The following is a 22,997-nucleotide window of genomic DNA, read 5'->3' on the forward strand; positions in this document are numbered from 1 at the left end:
AGACATTACTCGTCACCTTCGTAGCCAGGAGGCTGCGGTGCCTCTGGTGATAATTGGGTCGTATTATCGCCTAACATTATATGGTCCAAAATTTGTCGCATAATAGTGCCGACAGCTGCGCCAGCTCCCCCATTCTCTAAGATAATGGTGACAGCGACGCGTGGGTTATCGTAAGGAGCGAAGGCGGTCATTAGTTTATGATCACGCAAACGCTCGGAAATTTTATGTGCATTGTAAGTTTCATTTGCCTTAAGCCCGAATACCTGAGCAGTGCCGGATTTTGCCGCGATTTTATAGGGGGCTCCCATAAAGCTTTTATGCGCGGTGCCATTTGCACGATTCGCTACACCATACATACCGTCTTTGGCAATCTCCCAGTAGCCGGAGTCCACATCGCCAATCGTCTCAACCTCTGGGGCCTGATAAGGTGCGGTCTTAGACCCGCTTTTCGCGGAGAGTAATAGATGCGGAACCTTCAGGACGCCATCATTAATCAGCGCCATCAACGCTTTATTCATTTGCAAAGGTGTGGCCGTCCAATACCCTTGTCCGATTCCGACCGGAATAGTATCTCCCTGATACCATGGTTTTTTGAAGCGATTGAGCTTCCACTCACGCGTTGGCATGTTACCGGCACTCTCTTGTGGGAGATCGATACCCGTACGTTGTCCGTAACCGAATTTGGTCATCCACTCTGAGAGGCGGTCTATCCCCATATCAAATGCCACCTGATAGAAAAAGGTATCCGCCGATTCTTCAAGAGATTTAGTGACGTTCAGGCTTCCATGGCCCCATTTTTTCCAATCACGAAAGCGTTTTTCTGTGCCTGGTAGCTGCCACCAACCGGGGTCGAAAAGACTCGTATTCTTGGTAATGACCCCCGCGCTCAGAGCAGAAACAGCGACAAAGGGTTTCACTGTCGAAGCAGGCGGGTAGGCGGCTTGAATGGCACGGTTGTACAACGGCCGGTCGGGATTGGTCAATAATTCTTTATAATTTTTACTTGAGATACCTTCGACGAATAAATTAGGGTCGTAGCTTGGCATCGACACCATCGCCAAGATTTCACCGTTACGCGGATCGCTCACTACGACCGCGGCTCGGCTACCTGCCAATAGCGTTTCAATATATTGCTGCAAACGTAAGTCGAGCGTTAAGGTAATATCTTCGCCTGCTTGTGGGCTAACCTCGCTGAGCTGCCTGACCACGCGCCCCCGATTATTAACCTCGACCTCTTCATAACCGGTATTACCATGCAATGTGTCTTCGTAATAGGCCTCAACCCCAAGTTTGCCTATATCGTGGCTCGCACTATAGTTACCGGCCTTCTGTTCGTTATTAAGGCGCGCCATATCCCGATCATTAATTTTCGAGATATAGCCGACGATGTGCGTCAGGCTTGACCCATAAGGGTAATAGCGACGCTGATAACCCTTGATCTCTACGCCTGGAAAACGATATTGATTCACCGCAAAACGTGCAATTTGCTCATCGTTTAATTCATATTTAATGACGACGGAGGTAAAGCGGCGAGCTAGTCTACGTTCCTTTTCAAAGTTCGCCAACTCGTCGTCGCTCAGCGATAAGACCGGCTGTAAGTCGTGCAACGTTTGCTTTAGATTCGGGACTTTGGCAGGCAGAATTTCGGCTTGGTAAATAGTCTTATTGAGTGCGAGCGGGATATTATTACGATCGTAAATAATGCCACGGCTGGGCGCGATAGGGACCAGCTTAATGCGGTTTTGATTAGAACGAGTGCGGTAATCATCGTAATGAAAGATCTGTAAATGACACAGATTGACGACTAGGATCGAAAATAATAGAAAAACACCCACAAGCGCGATGGCAGCCCGTTTTACAAACAATTTTTGTTCGGCGCTATAGTCACGAAAAGCGTAGGCAGTCAATTTCATGCAAGTGTTTTCTACTTAATCAAATGTCGAGAGATTATTCGCGATGGTAAGGATGGTTAGTCGTAATGCTCCACGCACGATAAAGGCTTTCAGCGACTAATACTCTGACTAACGGATGCGGTAAGGTCAACGGTGAGAGTGACCAACTTTGATCTGCCGCAGCTTTACAGGCAGGGGCAAGACCTTCCGGGCCGCCAATCAATAAACTGACGTCGCGACCATCTTGCTTCCACCGGTCTAGCTGTTGAGCTAATACCGGGGTCTCCCAAGGCGTGCCGGGAATATCGAGGGTCACGATACGGTTGCCTTTACCCACTGCAGCTAACATCGCCTCACCTTCTTTCTCGAGGATCCGCTTGATATCGGCGTTCTTACCTCGTTTACCAGCAGGAATTTCGATAAGTTCAAAGGGCATATCGCGCGGAAAACGGCGTAGATAGTCCATAAATCCGGTTTGAACCCAATCGGGCATTTTAGTGCCGACGGCGACGAGCTGCAATTTCACTCATTAGCTCCAGAGTTTCTCAAGCTCATAAAGCTGGCGAGCTTCTTCTTCCATGATATGGACAATGACCTCGCCCAGATCGACGACGACCCAGTCACCAGAGACCTTGCCTTCAGTTCCCATTGGCTGTAAGCCTACGAGTTTAGCTTCCTGCTTGAGGTGATCCGCAATAGACATGACATGACGCGATGAGGTTCCAGTACAGATCACCATGCAATCGGTGATACTTGATTTACCGTGAACATCAATAGAAATTATATTTTGCGCTTTGATATCGTCAACTTTATCGACGACGAAAGCTTGGAGTGCTTGGCCTTGCAAAAGCTTCACCTTAGGTATTGATGGATAAAGAAATAAAATCCCTAGTAACCGAGAATAATAAGCGTTAGCTAGGGGTGAGGGCGTAGTGTACCACGCAGTCAGCGAGGGCGATATAAGCCAGTGTCGGCGATGTAGCGAATGACGTCATCAGGCAGTAGATTTTGGCAACTTAACCCGAGGTGAAGTCGACGGCGAATATCGGTGGCTGAGATGGTATACAGTGAAGTATCTGCAAAGAATATTCCGCCACACGGCTGCTGATGTAAAGTCTCGGCTTCAACCACGTGGCGGTTGATCCATGATTGGACTTTGTTATCGGTATGTTGGCTAGCATAGCCAGGGCGTTGGGCAACGATGAGATGACAGTAATCTAGGATCTCTTGCCATCTTTCCCATTTATTGATCGTCAGCAACGAGTCTTGGCCGATAATAAAGGCTAAAGGACATGCGACGCCTACTTCCTCACGAAGCAGTGTAAGGGTATCGATAGTCCACGAAGGCGTATCACGCAGTAGCTCGCGGGTATCAATGGAAAACAAGGGGTCGTGACGTATCGCGCATTGAATTAATTCTACGCGCTGCTCTGCCGTTGCTTCCGGTTGGGGACGATGCGGCGGCACGTTATTCGGCAGAAGTGTGACCTTATCGACGCCGATTAACGCGGCAATCTCACGTGCACAATGCAAATGACCGTTATGGATGGGGTCGAAGGTTCCCCCAAACCAAGCAGAGAGCTTAGACATGATAAAGTCCTGTAGGGAACTGTGGTTGACAAATAAGGATACTCAGCGCGTTTAACGCTGGCCAACACTCAGCGGAAAAGTCCTTTTTCACGGCAATTTCAAGTGAGGCTAACTGATGCACGACGTGGCGTAATCGTGTTCGATCCAGGCGCTGTAGCGCGCCGGTATAGAGTTGACGTCTATTTTGCCAAACACGCAGTTTGTCCATTGCAGCACGGCGCGCGTCAGCGGGTTTTGCCTGAACATCCAGTAAAATCATCAGCTCTCGCTGCAATGTTCTTAATAAGATAATTGGCTCGTGATCTTCACGGGCTAATTGTTGTAACACGTGTAAGGCGCGCTTACTTTTTCCGGCCAAGAGTGCATCAATCCAATGATAAGGCGTGAACACTGCAGCATCATAGACCGCTTCTTCTACTCTTGGCAGCGTCAGTACGCCATCCGGCCAAAGTAATGAAAGGCGTTCTAAGGCTTGCGAGAGTGCTAACAGATTCCCTTCGTAGTAGTAGCAGAGCAGTTGTAGGGAAGGGGGATCTATCTCTAGCGACAGCGCTCGACAGCGATTCTGTACCCAGCGGGGAAGTTGTTGATGGTCAGGGGTGTTACACGTAACGTGTAGACCTTCCTCTAGCAACGCTTTATACCAAATACTGTTCTCTTGCGCCTTGGTAACCTTCGGCGCATGAATGATCAGTAGTAGATCGTCATGGACTAAGGAAAATAGCTGCGCCAATTGAGTCGTTTGCGTCGCGTTAGGACCATTATCTGCGAGCTGCAACACAAAAATTTGCCGCTGGCTAAATAGGCTCATCGCTTGGGACTCGCTAAACAGTCGTTCCCAATCGGTATGTTGGTCGATAGTAAAGGCGTGCTGCTCACTGAAGCCTTGCTGCTTCGCAGCATTGACAATAGCTTGCTGACTCTCCAAATGGAGCAGCGGGTCGCTTCCCACTAAAATATAATAACGACGCAACCCATGATTGAGTTGCGCCGAAAGTTGCTCAGGGAACACTCTGGTCATCAGTTACCGAGCGCTACACCAGCATTGCTGCTTTGTTCTGAAGAACTCGTGATTACCTCAGGTTGGGCTAAGGTAGGCTGGGCTGTCGGTGCGTGACCACTGATTTGCTGTTCAGCAGCGTGGACGGCAAGTAACTGACGAACCAACTGTTCAGAGGCTCTCTGACGCATTTCTTGGCTGATCAGATCTTGTTCTGAGTCAGCGGCTAGTGGATTACCAGAGTTATCGAAGTAGGCACGATAAACCGTGGTATGCAGTGGGTAAATACCTTTACCTGGGATCAAAATCTGTCCATTGACGGTCATGACTAATTGATACTCGGCACGACTACCGTCTAAGAAGACCGACGCCGTGTCACGGTGGTTATTTTCACCTTCTAAGCGTAGCGTTGGCACATTGACGCGTTGTGTTGCGGAATCCTCAACCAGTTTGATACCGCTTAAACGAAGTTGTTGGCGTACCGCTCGGGCGAGAGGACCATACGGGTCACCACTATTTAAAATCATTGTCTTCATTTCTTTAGGGATTTTAGTGTTACCCCGAGTATGAAAACCGCAACCTGCGGTGCTTAGCACCGCGGTCGCCATCATTAAGTACAGTAGAAAGTGTCGCACGTTACCTCCGGAGTTAACCGATCACTAGGTTTAACAGTTTGCCAGGAACGAAAATGGCTTTGCGAATCGTTGCACCGTCTAAATATTTAGCGACGAGATGTTCTTCAGAGGCAAGGGCTTGAACTTGCTCTTGAGTCGCCTCTGCTGCAACGTTGATCTTGGCGCGCACTTTACCATTGATTTGGATAACCATAACGACGCTTTCTTCGACCATCGCTTTTTCATCTGCGATAGGCCACTGAGCTTCGTCAATCGTCGTAGCCTGGCCTAATGCTTGCCATAAGACGAAACAGGCGTGAGGCATAAATGGATAAAGTAGACGAATGACAGCATTTAATGCCTCATCCATCAGCGCCCTGTCTTGCTCGCTTTCTTGCGGAGCACGGGTCAGCTTATTCATTAGCTCCATCACCGCTGCAATCGCCGTGTTGAAGGTTTGGCGGCGTCCCACATCATCAGATACTTTCGCGATAGTCTTATGTACTTCACGACGTAGCGCTTTTTGAGCATCGTTTAATGCTTCGACGTCTAATGGCGCGGCAGCTCCTTTACTGGTGTGCTCATACACAAGACGCCAGACGCGTTTCAAGAAGCGGTTAGCCCCTTCAACACCTGACTCTTGCCATTCCAATGTCATCTCAGCAGGCGAGGCAAACATCATGAACAGCCGAACGGTATCGGCACCATAACGTTCAACCATCAATTGTGGGTCGATGCCGTTATTTTTGGACTTGGACATTTTGCTCATGCCCGCATACACCACTTCGCGGCCAGTATTATCAGTCGCTTTGGTCACACGGCCTTTATCATCGCGCTCGACGGTTACGTCAACAGGAGAAACCCAGTTACGCTCACCGTTCGCGCCGACATAATAATAGGCATCTGCCAATACCATGCCTTGGCAGAGTAGACGTTTCGCCGGCTCATTCGAGTTTACTAGCCCAGCATCACGCAACAGCTTGTGGAAGAAGCGGAAATACATCAAGTGCATGATGGCATGTTCGATACCACCGATGTATTGGTCAACCGGTAGCCAGTAGTTCGCTGCCGCAGGGTCAAGCATACCTTGATCGTAGTTTGTACAGGTATACCGCGCGTAATACCATGAAGATTCCATAAAGGTATCGAAGGTATCCGTTTCACGTAACGCAGGCTGCCCATTGACGGTGGTTTTCGCCCACTCTGGATCGGCTTTGATTGGACTCGTGATACCGTCCATCACAACATCTTCAGGCAGTAAGACGGGTAATTGATCTTCCGGTGTCGGGACGACTGTACCATCTTCCAGCGTCACCATAGGGATTGGCGCACCCCAGTAACGTTGGCGGGAAACCCCCCAGTCACGCAGACGGTAGTTCACTTTACGAACACCTACGCCTTTTGCGGCTAGCGCATCGGCAATCGCATTGAAGCCTGCAGTATGGTCCAGGCCATCAAACTCACCAGAGTTGACTAAGCGACCTTTAAAGGTCAGGGGTTCGTGGCTGACATCAGGAACATTTCCTTCTTCGTCACAAACCACCGGTTTAATGATTAATTGGTATTTGTTTGCGAATTCCCAGTCACGTTGGTCGTGGGCGGGAACAGCCATTACTGCGCCAGTACCGTATTCCATTAGAACAAAGTTAGCGACCCACAACGGCAGTTTCTCACCGGTCAGCGGATGAATCACATGAAAACCGGTCGCATGGCCTTTTTTCTCCATGGTGGCCATCTCGGCTTCGGCAACCTTGGTATTACGACACTCTTCAATGAATGCAGCTAAGGCGGGATCTTGCGCAGCCGCTTCTTGAGCTAATGGGTGCCCAGCCGCGACAGCGACGTAGGTTGCTCCCATAAAGGTGTCAGGGCGAGTGGTGTAAACGGTTAAGGTGTCGCTGCGGTCCGCGACAGCAAAAGTAATTTCCACACCTTCGGAACGGCCAATCCAGTTACGTTGCATGGTTTTAACCTGTTCAGGCCAACCTTCTAACGTATCCAGATCATTAAGCAGTTCTTCTGCATAATCGGTAATTTTAATGAACCATTGAGGGATCTCTTTGCGTTCGACTTTACTGTCGCAACGCCAGCAGCATCCATCAACCACTTGTTCATTCGCTAACACGGTCTGGTCGTTCGGGCACCAGTTAACCGCAGAGGTTTTTTTATAAACTAAGCCTTTTTCATAAAGCTTGGTGAAGAACCATTGTTCCCAACGGTAATACTCTGGCTGACAGGTCGCTAACTCGCGGCTCCAGTCATAACCAAAGCCCAGTAGCTTCAACTGGTTCTTCATGTAATCGATGTTTTCGTAGGTCCAAGGTGCCGGTGCAGTATTGTTCTTAACGGCAGCCCCTTCAGCGGGTAAGCCGAAGGCATCCCAACCGATCGGTTGTAAAACGTTTTTACCTTGGAGACGCTGGTAGCGCGCGATAACATCACCAATGGTGTAGTTACGTACATGCCCCATGTGGAGTCGGCCAGAAGGATAGGGAAGCATCGATAGGCAATAATATTTCTCTTTACCTTCTTGTTCGGTAACTTTGAAGGTTTCTTTTTCATCCCAATGGGCTTGAACGTGTGACTCTATCTCTTCCGGGCGGTATTGCTCTTGCATGGCGGCCAGTGATCCTTATTAATAAGCGTGGGGCTTGATACAATGACTTTACTTAGATCCGCATAGCATACCCATAAGGCTGCCGCGCAACAACTGCCAATTCTCGCGAGTCATCATTTGTCGAAAAATGAGCCTCCTTGGAGGCTCGGTAGAAGGGGCTATTTTTTACGTCTTTTAAAGGCAACGACGGCGCTAAGTAGGCTGATTATCCAGATTGTCGTATCACCGGTTAAGGCATAAGGGGTGGCTCCGCGCGTTGGCGTAACCTCAGCGGTCAATACGCCCGGTTGGAATTGAGGAAGTTGTTTGATTACATTCCCCTGAGGATCGATAACCGCCGTAATACCATTGTTGGTATCTCTGAGTAGCGGTTTGCCAAGCTCGAGCGCTCGCATTCTCGCCATTTGAAAGTGTTGCCAAGGACCAATCGAGTGTCCAAACCACGCATCATTCGACACCGTAAGGAGGAAATCGGTATCTGGACGCAGATTATCGCGCACCTGCTGGCCGAGTACGATCTCATAGCAAATTGCAGTCGTGAGCTGGTATCCACCCAGGTAGAGCGGCGATTGCGAATAAGCCCCACGACTAAACCCAGACATAGGAAGGTCGAAGAAGGGCGCTAGGGGTCGTAGCAGCGAGGCGAGAGGTACGAACTCGCCAAAGGGAACTAAGTGGTTTTTCTGGTAACGGTTCGGGCTGTAGTAGCTATAAGGCGACGAGTTACCCAAGGTGATAACAGTATTAAAATCGTGATAACGGTTATCTGCCATGAGGCGCGAGTCGACGATACCCGTGGCCAATAGTGAGCCACTTTCCCGCAGTTCATCGTCCCATTGATGAAGGAAAGCTTGCTGATTAGTTTCTAAGTCACTGATCGCTGATTCAGGCCAAATAATAAGTTTGGCATGACCCAGCTGTGGTGCAGTAAGGCGCGTATAAGTTTGTAGGCTACGAGAAAGCTGTTGCGGGTCCCACTTCATACTTTGGGCGATATCGCCTTGTACCAGCGCCACCGTCGTCTTGCGCGCAGGCTGTTCGTGGTACCAATGTAGATAGCGTAGCGGCCAGCAGAGGAGCAGTACCGTTCCCGCCCCGATAAGATAACGGACTTTGCGCTGTTTGAGGGCGAGAACTAACGCACCGGCGATCATCATTAGAAGGAAATTAATCGTTTCGACACCGGCGATCGGGGCGATGCCTTTTAAAGGACCTTCAATCTGGCTATAGCCAAACTGTAACCATGGGAAACCAGTCAGCACCCATCCGCGCAAGAATTCCGATACTTGCCATAAGGCAGGGGCGGCAAGGAGCAGACGCGCTGCGCTAACGCGTGGCCAGAAGCGATTTAAGAGTAAGGCAAAGAGTAGAGTGAACAGCGACAGCCAAGCGGCAAGCAGGACAACTAAAAAGATATTAACCGGACCAGGCATACCGCCGAAGGTCGCGATGCTGACATAGACCCAATTTACCCCACTCCCAAATAGACCCATTCCCCAGCAATAGCCGATGGCTGCTGCTTGCGATGTCTTGCGCTCGGTCGTTAACCATTGTAAGCCAAACAATGAGAGCAGAGCGGCTGGCCAGATGTCGAAGGGGGAAAAAGCAAGGGTGCCAATGGCACCCGTAAGCAAGGCAAGAAGGAGACGAACAGATTGTCGATCAAGTTTTTTACTGACAGCCATAAGCATTAGTCGTCGTTAAGAGTAATGGGGGTAGCATTGTCTGGAATACGGACATGCACTTGAATGATACGACGGCGATCGGCTACGGCGACTTTGAATTGATAGCCGTCAATCGTGATACTTTCTCCGCGAGCAGGGAGGTGACCAAAGCTTTGCATCACGAGTCCGCCGACAGTATCCACTTCGTCATCGCTGAAATTGGTGGCAAATTGCTGGTTAAAATCGTCGATGGACATCAAAGCTCTAACCGTATAGGTTTGGCGGTTGAGCTGGCGAACATCGGCATCTTCGACGTCATCGTACTCATCTTCGATTTCTCCGACGATAAGCTCCAGAATATCTTCGATAGTAACCAGTCCGGCTACGCCGCCGAACTCATCAATGACGATAGCCATGTGGTAGCGTTGCGAGCGGAACTCCTTAAGCATCCGGTCGACGCGCTTACTTTCCGGGACAACGACCACCGGGCGTAGTACTTTCTCAATACTAAATGTATCAGCATCGCTACGCATAAAGGGCAGGAGATCTTTTGCCATCAAGATCCCTTCGACGTGGTCTTTATCTTCGCTGATCACCGGAAAGCGTGAGTGGGCGGTATCGACGATAATATCAAGGCAGCTATCGAGCGCCTGATCGCGTTTTAAGGTGACCATCTGTGAACGAGGGATCATGATATCCCGCACCCGTTGCTGCGCAATATCCATCACGCCTTCGATCATGTCACGGGTATCTTCATCAATCAGATCTTTTTGTTCAGAATCTCTTATTAATTCCAGGAGTTCATCACGGTTTTTCGGCTCTCCGTGAAAAAGCTGATTGAGGAGTAATGAAAAAAATCCTTTTTTATTACTTGGGGTATCATTATTTTGAGAATGGTCGTCGCTCATGGCGGTTTTATTTAGATCTCTCGTTAAGTAAACTTTGGTGGCAAGGACAACGACACTTACCACCTCTTACAGATATTAGGCTTCTTTCTCAGAAATGTACGGGTCAGGGTAACCAAGCGCAAGCATTATCTCAGTTTCCAAGGCTTCCATCTCTTCTGCCTCGTCATCGTCGATATGGTCGTAGCCGAGTAGATGCAGGCTACCATGGATGACCATGTGTGCCCAATGAGCCTCTAGCGACTTTTGTTGTTCGACCGCTTCTTGCTCCACGACCTGGCGACAAATAATCAAATCACCCAATAGAGGGAAATCTTCAATACCCGGTGGCGCCTCGAAAGGAAAGGATAGCACATTGGTCGGTTTGTCCTTTCCTCGCCAAGTATGGTTCAGTTCGTGGCTTTCTGCTTCATCGACTAAGCGAATAGTCACTTCGCTAATAGCCTGAAAAGGGCTTACCGCAGCGGTTAGCCAGCGGTGAAACTGTTCCTCGCTGGGTAGGCCTTGTGCTGCGGCGCAGACATTTTGCAAATCTAAAATTACATCTTGTTCCATTAGTTTTCCTGAGTAGGGGCTTGTGCTTCGCGCTTTCTTTCTTCCGCGCGCTCTGCCCGGCGCTGCTGGTCCGCCTCTTCCCACGCCTCGTAAGCGGTAACAATACGCGCCACTACTGGATGCCTGACGACATCTTCGCTATGGAAGAAATTAAAACTCAGCTCTTTGACGTCGGACAGCACTTCAATGGCATGTTTTAGGCCGGACTTAGCATTACGCGGCAGGTCGATCTGCGTGATATCACCGGTAATGACTGCTTTAGAATTAAAGCCAATCCGCGTTAGGAACATTTTCATTTGTTCAATCGTGGTGTTTTGGCTCTCATCTAAAATAATAAATGCATCGTTCAGTGTACGCCCACGCATATAGGCGAGGGGAGCGACCTCGATAACATTGCGCTCAATTAATTTTTCGACGCGTTCGAAGCCCAGCATTTCGAAGAGGGCATCATACAGAGGACGTAAGTAAGGATCGACCTTTTGGCTTAAATCCCCGGGTAAAAACCCAAGTTTTTCCCCAGCCTCTACCGCTGGGCGGGTGAGAAGGATACGTCGGATCTCTTGTTTTTCTAACGCATCCACCGCTGCAGCAACCGCCAAGTAGGTTTTACCCGTCCCGGCAGGACCGATACCGAAGGTAATATCATGTCCAAATATATTAGCAAGGTATTGCGCTTGATTAGGCGTGCGTGGCTTGATGACGCCGCGACGCGTCTGGATATTGATCGCTTTACCGAAGTTAGGGACGCTATCGGCGGTTTGTTCCAGTACGCCACTCTCTTTGATCGCTAAGTGAATATTCTCGGGTAAAATATCCTGAGATTGACCCCGTACAGGCGCGGTATCGACATAGAGATTTTTCAAGATATTTTCCGCTGCTGCCACGATGAGTGGACGGCCAGCGAGTTTAAAATGATTATCTTGTCGATTAATTTCGAGGCCTAAACGGCGCTCAATATGTTTAAGATTATCGTCGAAAGGCCCACAAAGGCTCAGTAAACGCGGGTTATCGGCAGGTTCAAGTGTGATTTCACGGGTTTCAATATTCAAATTTATCCTCTTTATCACTTGGGTCGATCGGTTACCGACGTATTGAGTAAACTATAATGAAGCAGATTATTTATGCTGTAGGCATGGGATGCAAGGCCTCCCTAAGAGGTTGGGGCACAATCTGCAAAAGCAAGGCGATAGTCACTGAGGAGGTGGCCCCATGTTAGGACGTATTCACATGGGGACGCAGTGAGTAAACCTTAACCCGACAGAAGCGCTAATTTCCTCGGTAGGTAGAGTAACCGTACTGGCTTAGCAGTAACGGAATATGTAGCTTTTCGTTCTGTTGCGAGACGCTAAAAATAACGGGGATTTCAGGGAAGAAACTCGCCTGTCCCTGTTGTTTAAAATAGTCACCCGTCTCAAAGGTAACTTTATACACCCCGGCGCTCATCGCTGAGTCTTGTGGGTAGAGCGATTTGACTCGGCCATTACTGTCAGTTTTACTCGTAGCGAGTTTCTGCCAGCCGCTACCCGTTTGTTTCTCTAAAATGACGGTAACTTCGGCAGAGGGTTTACCCGTTTGCTGGTTAAGAATATGTACGCTCAAGGTGCCTTCTGGCGCGGCGATAGCAGCGGGCAATCCCGCCACACCGAGAACAGATATCAGTGATAAAGCTAATTTCATATGAACCTCATCGAACGGAGTAGGGCTATAGGTTTAAGATAGCGTCGATTAATGGGAATATGTGTTTTCGAGAATCTCTAATCATTAACCACAATCGATGATCTGTCAGGGGGAGCGGTGATAATTATCGCTTCTGATCACTTTTTTAGCGGCTGTTAATGGCGGGTAATTAAGGGTGACCGGATACGAGAGAGGGTAAAGCCGTGCTCTTATGCTGTTTAACGCGCAGATTGGGGAAGACAAGCAGGTCGTAGGAAGAGCAACAAACCCTGACGATGCAGGGCTTGTTATAAGATCTCGAGGGAGTCAGTAGATCTCAGCAGTCGGGGCGTGGTCAACCAGGACTAAGGCTGAAATACGCCAACCCCGAGTTCATTCTCTTTACGAGTCCGTGCAATGACGGAAGCAGGGCTTTCGACCACCCGTAGCCCCATCTCTGCCTCGGTACGTACAACTTTACCGCGTAATGAGTTAGGGAGAACATCCGTGACTTCGATATCAACAAATTTACCGACCATATCGGGCGTGCCTTCGAAGTTAACCACGCGGTTATTCTCAGTTCGTCCCGACAGCTCCATAACATTTTTACGCGAGGTGCCTTCTACCAGTACGCGTTGCTCGGTACCGAGCATCCGGCGGCTCCATGCCTGCGCCTGTTGGTTGATGCGGTCTTGTAGGATATAAAGACGCTGTTTCTTCTCTTCATCACTCACATCGTCAGGAAGGTCGGCTGCAGGAGTCCCTGGGCGCGCAGAGTAGATAAAGCTGAAACTCATATCGAAGTTAACATCCGCAATCAGCTTCATCGTTTGTTCGAAATCTTCCTGAGTCTCCCCCGGGAATCCGATAATAAAATCGGAGCTGATTTGAATGTTCGGACGCGCGGCACGCAATTTACGAATAATGGCTTTAAACTCCAGCCCGGTATGCGCACGCTTCATCAGCATCAGAATACGATCCGCACCGCTTTGTACCGGAAGGTGCAAGAAGCTGACGAGTTCAGGCGTATCCCGGTAAACCTCGATGATATCGTCGGTGAATTCAATCGGATGGCTGGTGGTAAAGCGAATGCGGTCAATACCATCGATGGCTGCGACGAGGCGGATTAATTCGGCAAAGGTACAGGTTGCGCCATCGTAATGCTCACCACGATAAGCATTAACGTTTTGTCCTAGCAGATTGACCTCGCGAACACCTTGCGCCGCTAACTGAGCAATCTCGAAGAGGATATCATCGCACGGGCGGCTAACTTCCTCGCCTCGGGTGTAAGGGACGACACAGAAAGTACAATATTTATTGCAACCTTCCATAATGGAAACAAAAGCAGTCGGGCCATCGGCACGAGGCTCCGGTAGGCGGTCGAATTTCTCGATCTCCGGGAAGCTGATATCCACCACCGGGCTCTTATTTCCGCGTACGCTATTGATCATCTCAGGGAGGCGATGCAGCGTTTGAGGACCGAAAACGATATCGACGTAATGTGCGCGCTGGCGAATATGATCGCCTTCCTGAGAGGCCACACAGCCGCCAACACCGATAATTAAATCAGGATTACGCTCTTTCAAGCTTCTCCAGCGACCGAGCTGATGGAAGACTTTTTCTTGCGCTTTTTCACGAATAGAGCAGGTGTTGAGTAATAATACGTCTGCTTCTTCAGCATTTTCGGTTAAAGAAAAACCATGTGTGCTGTTGAGGAGATCTGCCATTTTGGATGAATCATATTCGTTCATCTGGCAGCCCCAAGTCTTAATATGTAATTTTTTCGTCATCGAAAGGGCCATTGATTTAGTGCAAGGATTGGCTAGCCGCATATTGTAATGCTTTGCTGCTCTTGTGACCAGTGTTACGGATAATCTGTTTACCACTAAAATTACGTTACACTACCCCTATTATCTTAACTACGCGCAACTCAACGATGAGCCTAACGCATTCGAGGATGCCCTATGCAGACAGAACATTTTGATATCGTGATCAACGGTGGCGGCATGGTGGGGGCTGCGCTCGCCTGCGGCTTAACACAACATAATTTCCGCGTAGCCGTCATTGAGCGCTGTGAACCCGCACACTATGATACGACTTCCCTTCCCGACATACGAATCTCTGCTATCAGCCGTACTTCTGCCGCATTATTGGATGAAATTGGGGCTTGGTCTCAGGTCCTGGCAAGACGCTGCGCGCCTTATCGGCGCTTAGAAACCTGGGAATGGGAGAGCGCGAAAACTGAGTTTAGTGCAGCCCTACTAAAGCTCCCTGAACTAGGGTTTATGGTAGAAAATCAGGTATTACAGCGTGTGCTATGGGAGCGGATGGAAGAATTAGGCATCACACTCTTTTCACCCGCAGCCCTCGACACTATGACCTATCAACCCGAACAGGAGCAGTGGTCAATCACCCTCGATCAAGGCACCGCGATGACCTGTTCACTACTTGTCGGCGCAGACGGCGCACATTCACAGGTAAGGCAGGGGGCAGGGATCGGTATTCAGGGCTGGGATTATCAGCAGGCCTGTATGCTGATCTCGGTAGAGTGCGCTTATGAACCCGGTGAGACGACGTGGCAACAATTCACGCCTCACGGGCCGCGTGCTTTCTTGCCGCTTTATGATCGGTTTGCCTCGTTGGTCTGGTACGACAGTGCAGCGCGCATCGACGCGCTGAAAAAGTTATCGCCCGCGCAGTTGGATCTTGAGATTGCCCAGCATTTTCCTGCTTGTGTCGGCCAAGTCAAAACGTTGCGTAGCGGAGCCTTTCCACTTACTCGCCGACACGCCAATACCTATATTAAACCGGGTATCGCATTGGTAGGGGACGCGGCACACACCATTAATCCCTTAGCGGGGCAGGGGGTGAATCTAGGGTATCGGGATATCGATGCATTGATCGATGTCTTGATTTGCGCACGGCGAAAAGCTCAGCCCTGGTGGCGCCTCGATACGTTAAAACACTATCAGCGTAAACGTTATGCCGATAATTTAGTGATGCAAACCGGGATGGATCTGTTCTATTTCACGTTCAGCAATCAGCATCCACCGTTGAAAGTGCTAAGGAATGTTGGATTGATGGCGGCCCAACGCGGCGGCTGGCTGAAGCGTAAAGCACTAAGCTATGCGTTAGGATTATAGTGACAGAAGAGCGTCAGCGAGAGTTGGCGTTTTTCATTCGGTATGGCTGGGATACCTGGATTCGAACCAGGGAATGCCGGTATCAAAAACCGGTGCCTTACCGCTTGGCGATATCCCAATAGGATTCATGACTAGCTGATGATAATAAAATGGTGCGGAAGGCGAGACTTGAACTCGCACACCTTGCGGCGCCAGAACCTAAATCTGGTGCGTCTACCAATTTCGCCACTTCCGCATTTTATGATGGTGGCTACGACGGGAATCGAACCTGTGACCCCAGCATTATGAGTGCTGTGCTCTAACCAGCTGAGCTACGTAGCCTTTAATCAAAACTAAACAGTCGATGGCTGGGATACCTGGATTCGAACCAGGGAATGCCGGTATCAAAAACCGGTGCCTTACCGCTTGGCGATATCCCAATAGGATTCATGACTAGCTGATGATAATAAAATGGTGCGGAAGGCGAGACTTGAACTCGCACACCTTGCGGCGCCAGAACCTAAATCTGGTGCGTCTACCAATTTCGCCACTTCCGCATTTTATGATGGTGGCTACGACGGGAATCGAACCTGTGACCCCAGCATTATGAGTGCTGTGCTCTAACCAGCTGAGCTACGTAGCCTTTAATCAAAACTAAACAGTCGATGGCTGGGATACCTGGATTCGAACCAGGGAATGCCGGTATCAAAAACCGGTGCCTTACCGCTTGGCGATATCCCAATTTCGATAGACTGTATAATAAAGATTGGCTGGGATACCTGGATTCGAACCAGGGAATGCCGGTATCAAAAACCGGTGCCTTACCGCTTGGCGATATCCCAACACACTTAGCTTCTAAAGATAGTACAAAATGGTGCGGAAGGCGAGACTTGAACTCGCACACCTTGCGGCGCCAGAACCTAAATCTGGTGCGTCTACCAATTTCGCCACTTCCGCATTTAAAGATGGTGGCTACGACGGGAATCGAACCTGTGACCCCAGCATTATGAGTGCTGTGCTCTAACCAGCTGAGCTACGTAGCCATCTTTACTTTTGCGCTACCTTTGTCGGCGTTGCGGGGCGCATTATGCTAATTTGCTTTGAGTCGGTCAACCCCTTTTTAAAGCTTTTTATTAAATTATCGCTTGTTTGGTCGCAGAATACGCAAGCTGATGGCAACTTAACCAAAATACTGAATTTATTCGGCTCTTTTCCCTCATTATCAAAAATTGACGATGAAAAAAAACCCTCTAAAAAGAGGGTTCACTCAAAGTTAACTGATAGGTTCAATAGGCGGATTGGTGCACGCCCACGGCGCGACCCGAAGGATCATCCATCGTTTTGAATGACTCGTCCCATTCGATCGCTTTTGCGGATGAACAGGCGACTGATGGGCCGCCAGGTACGCATTCAGCCGCACTCGCCACCGGGAAAAGCTCTTCGAAAATCTCACGATAGAGATAAGCTTCTTTAGAGGTTGGCGTGTTATGAGGAAAACGATAGCTTGCGGTTGCTAGCTGTTGGTCGGTAACTTGCTGTGACGCGACCTCTTTTAAAGAGTCGATCCAGCTGTAGCCGACGCCGTCAGAAAACTGTTCTTTCTGACGCCACGCGACGCTCTGTGGAAGATAGCTACTAAAGCATTCACGTAAGATATGCTTCTCCATTTTGCCGTTCTGGCCACACATCTTATCCGCGGGGTTGATCCGCATCGCAACGTCTAAGAACTGCTTATCTAAGAACGGAACTCGCGCCTCAACTCCCCATGCCGACATTGCCTTGTTAGCCCGGGCGCAGTCAAACATGTGTAGCGCGGCGAGTTTACGGACGTTTTCCTCATGGAATTCTTTGGCATTTGGCGCCTTATGGAAATAGAGGTAACCCCCGAAAATTTCATCAGCACCTTCCCCCGACAGCACCATTTTAATACCCATTGCTTTGATCTTACGAGACATTAAGTACATCGGCGTCGAGGCGCGAATGGTCGTGACGTCATAGGTTTCGATGTGATAAATCACATCCTTGATCGCATCGAGGCCTTCTTGGACGGTGAAGTTGATTTCATGGTGGACGGTACCTAGTGCATCGGCTACTTCTTTCGCCGCTTTCAGGTCGGGAGCGCCTTTCAGTCCTACCGCGAAGGAGTGGAGTTGCGGCCACCAGGCATCGCTTTGATCGGCATCTTCTACACGTTTCGCCGCAAAACGTTTGGTAATCGCAGAGATAATAGAAGAGTCTAATCCGCCTGAGAGCAATACACCGTAGGGAACATCAGACATAAGGTGGCTCTTAACCGACTCTTCCAGTGCATCTTTCAGCGCAGTTTTATCGGTAACGGCCTCTGCTACATTCTCATAGTCCATCCAGTCGCGCTGATAATAGCGATGAATTTTATGATCATCACTGCTCATATAGCTTCCAGGAGGAAATTCGCTAATCGTCTTGCAGACCGGTACTAATGCTTTCATTTCAGAGGCGACAAACAGGTTACCATTTTCGTCGTGACCGTAGTAAAGAGGAATAATACCAATATGGTCACGGCCAATTAGCCAACTTTGTTTGACGGTATCGTAAAGAATAAAGGCGAACATACCTTGCAGGTCATCGAGAAAATCGAGTCCTTTTTCCTGGTATAGCGCTAAAATCACTTCACAGTCAGAGCCAGTTTGGAAGGCATACTTGTCTTGCAACGTGTTGCGTAATGCATGGTGATTATAGATCTCACCATTAACAGCTAAAACGTGCGTTCGATCGGCATTATAGAGAGGCTGTGCGCCATTATTTACATCGACAATTGATAGGCGTTCATGCGCTAAAATTGCGTGGTCATCAGCAAAAATACCGGACCAATCCGGTCCACGGTGGCGCATTAATCCAGAAAGCTCTAGTGCTTTCTTACGTAATTCTGTTGTCTCAGTTTGTAAATCCAGTACACCGAAAATCGAACACATTTTTCTACTCCTGAACTCATCCAGTGATGATAGCTGTTTTGCGGTTAAGTTATTGATTTGGGCCTTTCCTAGACGCCTTGTATAAGAAAATGCGCTATTTAGCATCATGAATGCAAGTAGTTTCACAAAAAATAGAGAAATAGATATCGAGGTAGGTGAGGTATTAGATTTTATCTAAATAAAGATGGATTTTGTTAAATTAAATCTAATTTAGAGGCGGCCTTTGCGATAAAGGCCTTGTCAGCTTAGTTAAGTTCAGCGAGGTCGATGCTGGCGACTGAGGGGAACACCCAATCCGGGCGAAAAGGAACGTTCTCTACATCTTGTTGCTGCGAAACGCCTGATAATACCAGCGCCGTTTTCAATCCAGCTTGGAAGCCCGCGAGGATATCGGTACGCAGATTATCACCGATAATAATGGTTTCTTCAGAATGCGCATGGATACGGTTCAGTGCCGCACGGATAATATAAGGACTCGGTTTGCCTACATAGAAAGGCGAACGCCCAGAGATTTTTTCGATTCCCGCACATAAAGCTCCACAACCTGGCACAAAGCCCTTGGCATGGGTATCAGGGTTGGTCGCAATGAAGCGTGCGCCATTTGCCACGAAGTAGGCGGCTTTATGCATCATTTCCCAATTAAAGGATCGGGTTTCACCCACGATGACAAAGTCGGGGTTAACATCGGTAATGGTGAAGCCCGCTTTATAAAGCTCATGCACTAAGGCGCCTTCGCCGATCACGTAGGCTTTTTTGCCGGGTTGTTGGCTCAGAAAGTCGGCAGTTGCCATTGCGGAGGTATAAAACAGTGATGCGGGAACGTCGATACCGGCCGAGTGGAAGCGGTTGGCTAAGTCTTGTGCCGTTTGTGAGGGATAGTTGGTCAACAATACCACCGGTGTATCGTTGTCGATAAGGCGTTGGAGAAACGCTCCTGCCCCTTCGACCGCTTTATTATCGTACATCAGTACGCCATCAATATCACAGATTACGTTTTTAAGTGTCATAGCCATCTTCCTAATAGTACGAATTAGATCGGGATTTTCTTTCCATCATCCAAAAGATGCTGAAGTAATTTGCCGTTTAACATTGCACGCTTTACCAAGGCAAAAGCGCCGATCGCCGTACGGTTACCCAGCTGAGAACTCACAACGGGAAGATTTTTACCGAACGCGTTCAAGGTTTGCGTATCAATACAGCGCTGTATAAGAGGAAAAAGAATAGTCTCTGCAGCAGTGATCTCGCCAGCAATAATCACTTTTTGTGGGTTAAAAAGGTTAATGGTTGACGCGATCACTTTACCAAGCGTTAACGCAGCGTGTTGTAAAACTTCTGTAGCTAGTCTGTCGCCCCGATTGGCGGCATCACAGATGTGTTGAATCGTACAGGTATGAATAGACAGACTACTTTCATGTCCGGCATTCAAGAGCTGCAAGACTCTTTTTTCGATGGTAGGGTTGGAGACAACCGTTTCAAGGCAACCGAAGTTGCCACAAGCACAGCGTTCACCAAGCGGATCCACTTGGATATGACCAATCTCGACGGCATTACCATTACGGCCAACAAAGATATTCTCGTTGATGATGACTCCGGCTCCCGCACCGCGATGAATTCTCACTAATAACGAGTCAGAACAATCGTTTCCTGCGCCAAAATAATACTCGGCCAAGGCCAAGCTGCGGATATCATGGCCGACAAAGCTCGCCAGATGGAATCTCTTTTGTAACTCGCCAACGAGCGGCCAATTATTGACGTCGATATGAGGCATGTAACGAACTTGGCCATTCTCCGGATCGACCAATCCTGGTAAAATCACGGAGATGGCGATCAACTCACGGATGAGCGTCGTATTCTCAGCGATAAACCGTTCGATAAGGGTGAATAGCTGTTGCTGTAACGAGTCCTGAGTGTGTGCGCTGAGTGGGTAACTCTGCTCGGTTATGACGCGACTACTCAGATCGAAAAGGGCGATAGTCGCATCTTTCCTACCCAGCCTTACAGCAATCGTATGGAAAGGGTGAGTCTCTGTCACGATAGAGATCGCGCGCCGTCCTCCGGTAGAGGCTTGTTGCTCAACTTCTTTAATCAATCCTCTTTCGAGAAGTTGGCGGGTAATTTTCGTCACACTAGCAGGCGCAAGCTGACTTAACTCTGCAACTTGAATGCGTGAAATAGGCCCGTGCTGATCGATAAGACCATACACCGCGGCGCCATTGAGTTGCTTAACGAGATCGATATTACCGATTTGTGCAGCACCGCTATTGGGCATACCAATATTTACCTATGATAGACTGTGTCACCGTTGACAATAGTTTCGATTATCTCAAAACCGGATGTAAAGATAACAATATTCGCGACCTTACCTACTTGTATCGCGCCTAACGTATCTTGCCTGTGTATTGCGCGTGCCGGATAAAGGCTAGCCATTCTCAGCGCTTCATCAAGCGGAACACCCAAATGTTCGACGCTATTCCTGACAGCCTCGATCATCGTGAGTGCCGAACCACTGAGCGTGCCATGCTCATCGACACAGAGCCCATCTTTATAATAGATAGTTTTACCGGCAAAGGTGAATTGATCGATATCGGTACCGGCCGGTGCCGTGGCATCCGTCACTAAAATAGCCTGTTCGCGCTTAATTTTCTGCGCGTTACGTAGGCTTGCGAAGTGAACATGGTGTCCGTCGGCGATCATACCACAGTACACAGCTGGGGAGTCCAGCACGGCACCAATTACACCTGGCGCTCTACCGGCAGGGACCGGCATAGCATTATATAGGTGGGTTGCAAAAGTAATCCCTGCGTCAAAACCCGCCATCGCTTGTTCGTAAGTAGCATTCGAATGACCGATAGCAACCACAATGCCTGCAGCGACCAGCTGGCGGATCACCGAAGGTGGAACGCATTCGGGAGCGAGGGTGACTTTAGCGATAACGCTGGCGTTGTCACAGAGGTAATTAACCAGCTCTGCGCTAGGCGGACGGATCAGGGCCGCATCGTGAGTCCCTTTTTTCTCTTTATTGAGCCACGGGCCTTCTAAATGTAGGCCTAGTGCTTGATGGGGGCGATCGGCTAGCCACTGGTACATCGTCTCGACCGCTTGTTTTATCATCTCATCACTGCTTGTAATTAGGGTCGGCAGGAAACTCGTACAGCCAGACGCCTGGTTGGCATGCTGCATAGTTGTAAGAGTATCGATACTCAGAGCATCTACTGTTTCGCTAAACTGTACGCCACCGCAACCGTTAAGTTGTAGATCGATAAAACCTGGTGCAAGGTAAGTGCCTGGTACTGATCGGCGCTGAATTGTCTCATCAAGACTCGCTGTCGGACAAACCGCGACGATGATACCCTCATTAATGACCACTGCGTGATTATCGAGAATTTGTGAACCGCTAAAAATACGGCTTTCAGTTAATGCATACATTTTACAGCTCTCCAGTACGCAACCGCTCGTGCGCCGCTACGCCTCTATATGTTTAATGTTATCCGCTTCCATCTCTTGGAAGTAATTGACGGTCTTAACTTTAAGCTCCATTGTCGATGGTTTGTCGCAAATAATCAATGACTTAGGATGGAGTTGTAGGCAGCTTATCGTCCACATATGGTTAACGTTACCCTCTACGGCCGCTTGCAAAGCGAGCGCTTTTGCACTGCCTGTCACCAAAATCATTACTTCTTCTGCATCAAGTAGCGTGCCAACGCCCACAGTGAGGGCATGTTTCGGTACGGCTTCTACGTCGTTAGCAAAAAAACGTGAATTAGCGAGGCGAGTTTCGTGAGTCAATGTTTTGATGCGAGTACGTGAAGAGAGTGAGGAGGCAGGTTCATTGAAGGCGATATGACCATCGTTACCGACGCCCCCCATAAAGAGATGAATTTTTCCATAGTGGCGAATTTTCTCCTCATAGCGCTGACATTCGGCGTCGACATCAATGGCGTTTCCATCGAGTAGGTTAATATTCTCTTTTCTAATATCGATGTGATCGAAGAAGTTATTATGCATAAAACTATGATAACTTTGTGGATGTTCTTGCGGGAGTCCGACGTATTCGTCCATATTGAACGTGACCACATGCTCAAAACTCACTTTTCCGGCTTGATAGAGTTCGATGAGACATTTGTAGGTCTGTAACGGGGTTCCGCCTGTTGGTAACCCTAAAATAAAGGGAGTGCTAGCAGTTGGCTGGAATGCATTAATACGCTTAACGATATGATGAGCGGCCCATTGACCAACTTGCTCTGCGTAGGCAAGGGGGATTAATCGCATATTTACCTCGTTGCGGTAGGGTTAGGGACTCGGTAACCGGATAATTTCACACCTTGATGACTGAATGACATCCGAACGCGAGAAATGATATTTTTAATAATAAAATAAGTCGGCGATAAACGCCAAGAGTTATCTCTTTTTCATCACTATTTTGTTGACAGA

The 22,997-nt window shown here is 48.9% G+C and carries 19 protein-coding genes and 10 tRNA genes; 1 reads left to right on the forward strand and 28 read right to left on the reverse strand.

Translation table 11 applies throughout. From position 1 onward, the window contains the following. Positions 1-5 precede the first annotated feature (5 nt). From mrdA to miaB, 13 genes are all read right to left on the reverse strand, one after another. Positions 6-1,913, reverse strand: a complete 1,908-nt coding sequence (gene mrdA / locus HGT70_RS10090; RefSeq protein WP_071434592.1) for a peptidoglycan DD-transpeptidase MrdA — start codon at positions 1,911-1,913, stop codon at positions 6-8. Between the two features lie 34 nt (positions 1,914-1,947). Continuing rightward, positions 1,948-2,418, reverse strand: a complete 471-nt coding sequence (gene rlmH / locus HGT70_RS10095; RefSeq protein WP_071434594.1) for a 23S rRNA (pseudouridine(1915)-N(3))-methyltransferase RlmH — start codon at positions 2,416-2,418, stop codon at positions 1,948-1,950. Positions 2,419-2,421: 3 nt separating this feature from the next. After that, a complete protein-coding gene (gene rsfS, locus HGT70_RS10100) occupies positions 2,422-2,739 on the reverse strand; it encodes a ribosome silencing factor (RefSeq protein WP_071434596.1) in 318 nt (105 codons plus the stop codon). 98 nt (positions 2,740-2,837) lie between these two features. After that, positions 2,838-3,482 carry a nicotinate-nucleotide adenylyltransferase gene (gene nadD, locus HGT70_RS10105; RefSeq protein ID WP_071434598.1) on the reverse strand — a complete coding sequence of 215 codons (645 nt, stop codon included), beginning with the start codon at positions 3,480-3,482 and terminating at the stop codon, positions 2,838-2,840. Then, positions 3,475-4,503: a DNA polymerase III subunit delta gene (gene holA, locus HGT70_RS10110; RefSeq protein ID WP_214195756.1), complete on the reverse strand. Its 1,029-nt coding sequence runs from the start codon at positions 4,501-4,503 to the stop codon at positions 3,475-3,477. The genes nadD and holA overlap by 8 nt, the downstream gene beginning before the upstream one ends. Next, positions 4,503-5,117: an LPS assembly lipoprotein LptE gene (gene lptE, locus HGT70_RS10115; RefSeq protein ID WP_214195757.1), complete on the reverse strand. Its 615-nt coding sequence runs from the start codon at positions 5,115-5,117 to the stop codon at positions 4,503-4,505. The genes holA and lptE overlap by 1 nt, the downstream gene beginning before the upstream one ends. A 13-nt stretch (positions 5,118-5,130) precedes the next feature. Next, positions 5,131-7,713, reverse strand: coding sequence for a leucine--tRNA ligase (leuS, locus tag HGT70_RS10120; protein WP_214195758.1), 2,583 nt, complete (start codon positions 7,711-7,713; stop codon positions 5,131-5,133). A 158-nt stretch (positions 7,714-7,871) separates the two neighbouring features. Then, positions 7,872-9,398, reverse strand: coding sequence for an apolipoprotein N-acyltransferase (lnt, locus tag HGT70_RS10125; protein WP_214195759.1), 1,527 nt, complete (start codon positions 9,396-9,398; stop codon positions 7,872-7,874). A gap of 5 nt (positions 9,399-9,403) precedes the next feature. Continuing rightward, positions 9,404-10,285 carry a CNNM family magnesium/cobalt transport protein CorC gene (gene corC, locus HGT70_RS10130; RefSeq protein ID WP_071435265.1) on the reverse strand — a complete coding sequence of 294 codons (882 nt, stop codon included), beginning with the start codon at positions 10,283-10,285 and terminating at the stop codon, positions 9,404-9,406. 75 nt (positions 10,286-10,360) lie between these two features. Continuing rightward, positions 10,361-10,837, reverse strand: coding sequence for an rRNA maturation RNase YbeY (ybeY, locus tag HGT70_RS10135; RefSeq protein ID WP_071434606.1), 477 nt, complete (start codon positions 10,835-10,837; stop codon positions 10,361-10,363). Continuing rightward, a complete protein-coding gene (locus HGT70_RS10140; protein ID WP_214195760.1) occupies positions 10,837-11,886 on the reverse strand; it encodes a PhoH family protein in 1,050 nt (349 codons plus the stop codon). Before HGT70_RS10140 ends, ybeY begins: the two co-directional genes overlap by 1 nt. A gap of 217 nt (positions 11,887-12,103) precedes the next feature. Beyond that, on the reverse strand, positions 12,104-12,514 hold the full coding sequence (gene uraH / locus HGT70_RS10145) for a hydroxyisourate hydrolase (protein WP_214195761.1): 411 nt from the start codon (positions 12,512-12,514) through the stop codon (positions 12,104-12,106). A gap of 344 nt (positions 12,515-12,858) precedes the next feature. After that, positions 12,859-14,283 (reverse strand): tRNA (N6-isopentenyl adenosine(37)-C2)-methylthiotransferase MiaB, encoded by a 1,425-nt coding sequence (gene miaB, locus HGT70_RS10150; protein ID WP_214195762.1) that lies wholly within the window; start codon positions 14,281-14,283, stop codon positions 12,859-12,861. Between the two features lie 174 nt (positions 14,284-14,457). Here miaB and ubiF point away from each other — a divergent pair, with 174 nt between their 5' ends. Beyond that, positions 14,458-15,636 (forward strand): 3-demethoxyubiquinol 3-hydroxylase, encoded by a 1,179-nt coding sequence (ubiF, locus tag HGT70_RS10155; RefSeq protein ID WP_214195763.1) that lies wholly within the window; start codon positions 14,458-14,460, stop codon positions 15,634-15,636. Between the two features lie 43 nt (positions 15,637-15,679). On the opposite strand, the gene HGT70_RS10160 is transcribed toward ubiF, so the two are convergent. The 15 genes from HGT70_RS10160 to nagB form a co-directional block, all read right to left on the reverse strand. Further along, positions 15,680-15,754, reverse strand: a tRNA-Gln gene (locus HGT70_RS10160). A gap of 32 nt (positions 15,755-15,786) precedes the next feature. Next, a tRNA-Leu gene (locus HGT70_RS10165) sits at positions 15,787-15,871 on the reverse strand. A gap of 9 nt (positions 15,872-15,880) precedes the next feature. Further along, positions 15,881-15,957: transfer RNA gene (locus tag HGT70_RS10170), tRNA-Met, on the reverse strand. 23 nt (positions 15,958-15,980) lie between these two features. Beyond that, positions 15,981-16,055: transfer RNA gene (locus tag HGT70_RS10175), tRNA-Gln, on the reverse strand. A gap of 32 nt (positions 16,056-16,087) precedes the next feature. After that, positions 16,088-16,172: transfer RNA gene (locus HGT70_RS10180), tRNA-Leu, on the reverse strand. A gap of 9 nt (positions 16,173-16,181) precedes the next feature. Beyond that, positions 16,182-16,258: transfer RNA gene (locus tag HGT70_RS10185), tRNA-Met, on the reverse strand. Between the two features lie 23 nt (positions 16,259-16,281). After that, positions 16,282-16,356, reverse strand: a tRNA-Gln gene (locus HGT70_RS10190). A 26-nt stretch (positions 16,357-16,382) separates the two neighbouring features. Next, positions 16,383-16,457, reverse strand: a tRNA-Gln gene (locus HGT70_RS10195). A gap of 30 nt (positions 16,458-16,487) precedes the next feature. Further along, a tRNA-Leu gene (locus HGT70_RS10200) sits at positions 16,488-16,572 on the reverse strand. Between the two features lie 9 nt (positions 16,573-16,581). After that, positions 16,582-16,658, reverse strand: a tRNA-Met gene (locus tag HGT70_RS10205). 243 nt (positions 16,659-16,901) lie between these two features. Then, positions 16,902-18,566, reverse strand: coding sequence for an asparagine synthase B (gene asnB / locus HGT70_RS10210; RefSeq protein ID WP_214195764.1), 1,665 nt, complete (start codon positions 18,564-18,566; stop codon positions 16,902-16,904). Positions 18,567-18,811: 245 nt separating this feature from the next. After that, positions 18,812-19,573: an HAD-IIA family hydrolase gene (locus HGT70_RS10215; RefSeq protein ID WP_214195765.1), complete on the reverse strand. Its 762-nt coding sequence runs from the start codon at positions 19,571-19,573 to the stop codon at positions 18,812-18,814. Positions 19,574-19,596: 23 nt separating this feature from the next. Beyond that, positions 19,597-20,835 carry a DNA-binding transcriptional regulator NagC gene (nagC, locus tag HGT70_RS10220; protein ID WP_214195766.1) on the reverse strand — a complete coding sequence of 413 codons (1,239 nt, stop codon included), beginning with the start codon at positions 20,833-20,835 and terminating at the stop codon, positions 19,597-19,599. 8 nt (positions 20,836-20,843) lie between these two features. Beyond that, positions 20,844-21,992 carry an N-acetylglucosamine-6-phosphate deacetylase gene (gene nagA / locus HGT70_RS10225; protein WP_071434622.1) on the reverse strand — a complete coding sequence of 383 codons (1,149 nt, stop codon included), beginning with the start codon at positions 21,990-21,992 and terminating at the stop codon, positions 20,844-20,846. 36 nt (positions 21,993-22,028) lie between these two features. Continuing rightward, on the reverse strand, positions 22,029-22,835 hold the full coding sequence (gene nagB / locus HGT70_RS10230; protein WP_071434624.1) for a glucosamine-6-phosphate deaminase: 807 nt from the start codon (positions 22,833-22,835) through the stop codon (positions 22,029-22,031). Positions 22,836-22,997 lie beyond the last annotated feature (162 nt).

Source organism: Rosenbergiella collisarenosi (genome assembly GCF_018494085.1).
Lineage (GTDB): Bacteria > Pseudomonadota > Gammaproteobacteria > Enterobacterales > Enterobacteriaceae > Rosenbergiella > Rosenbergiella collisarenosi.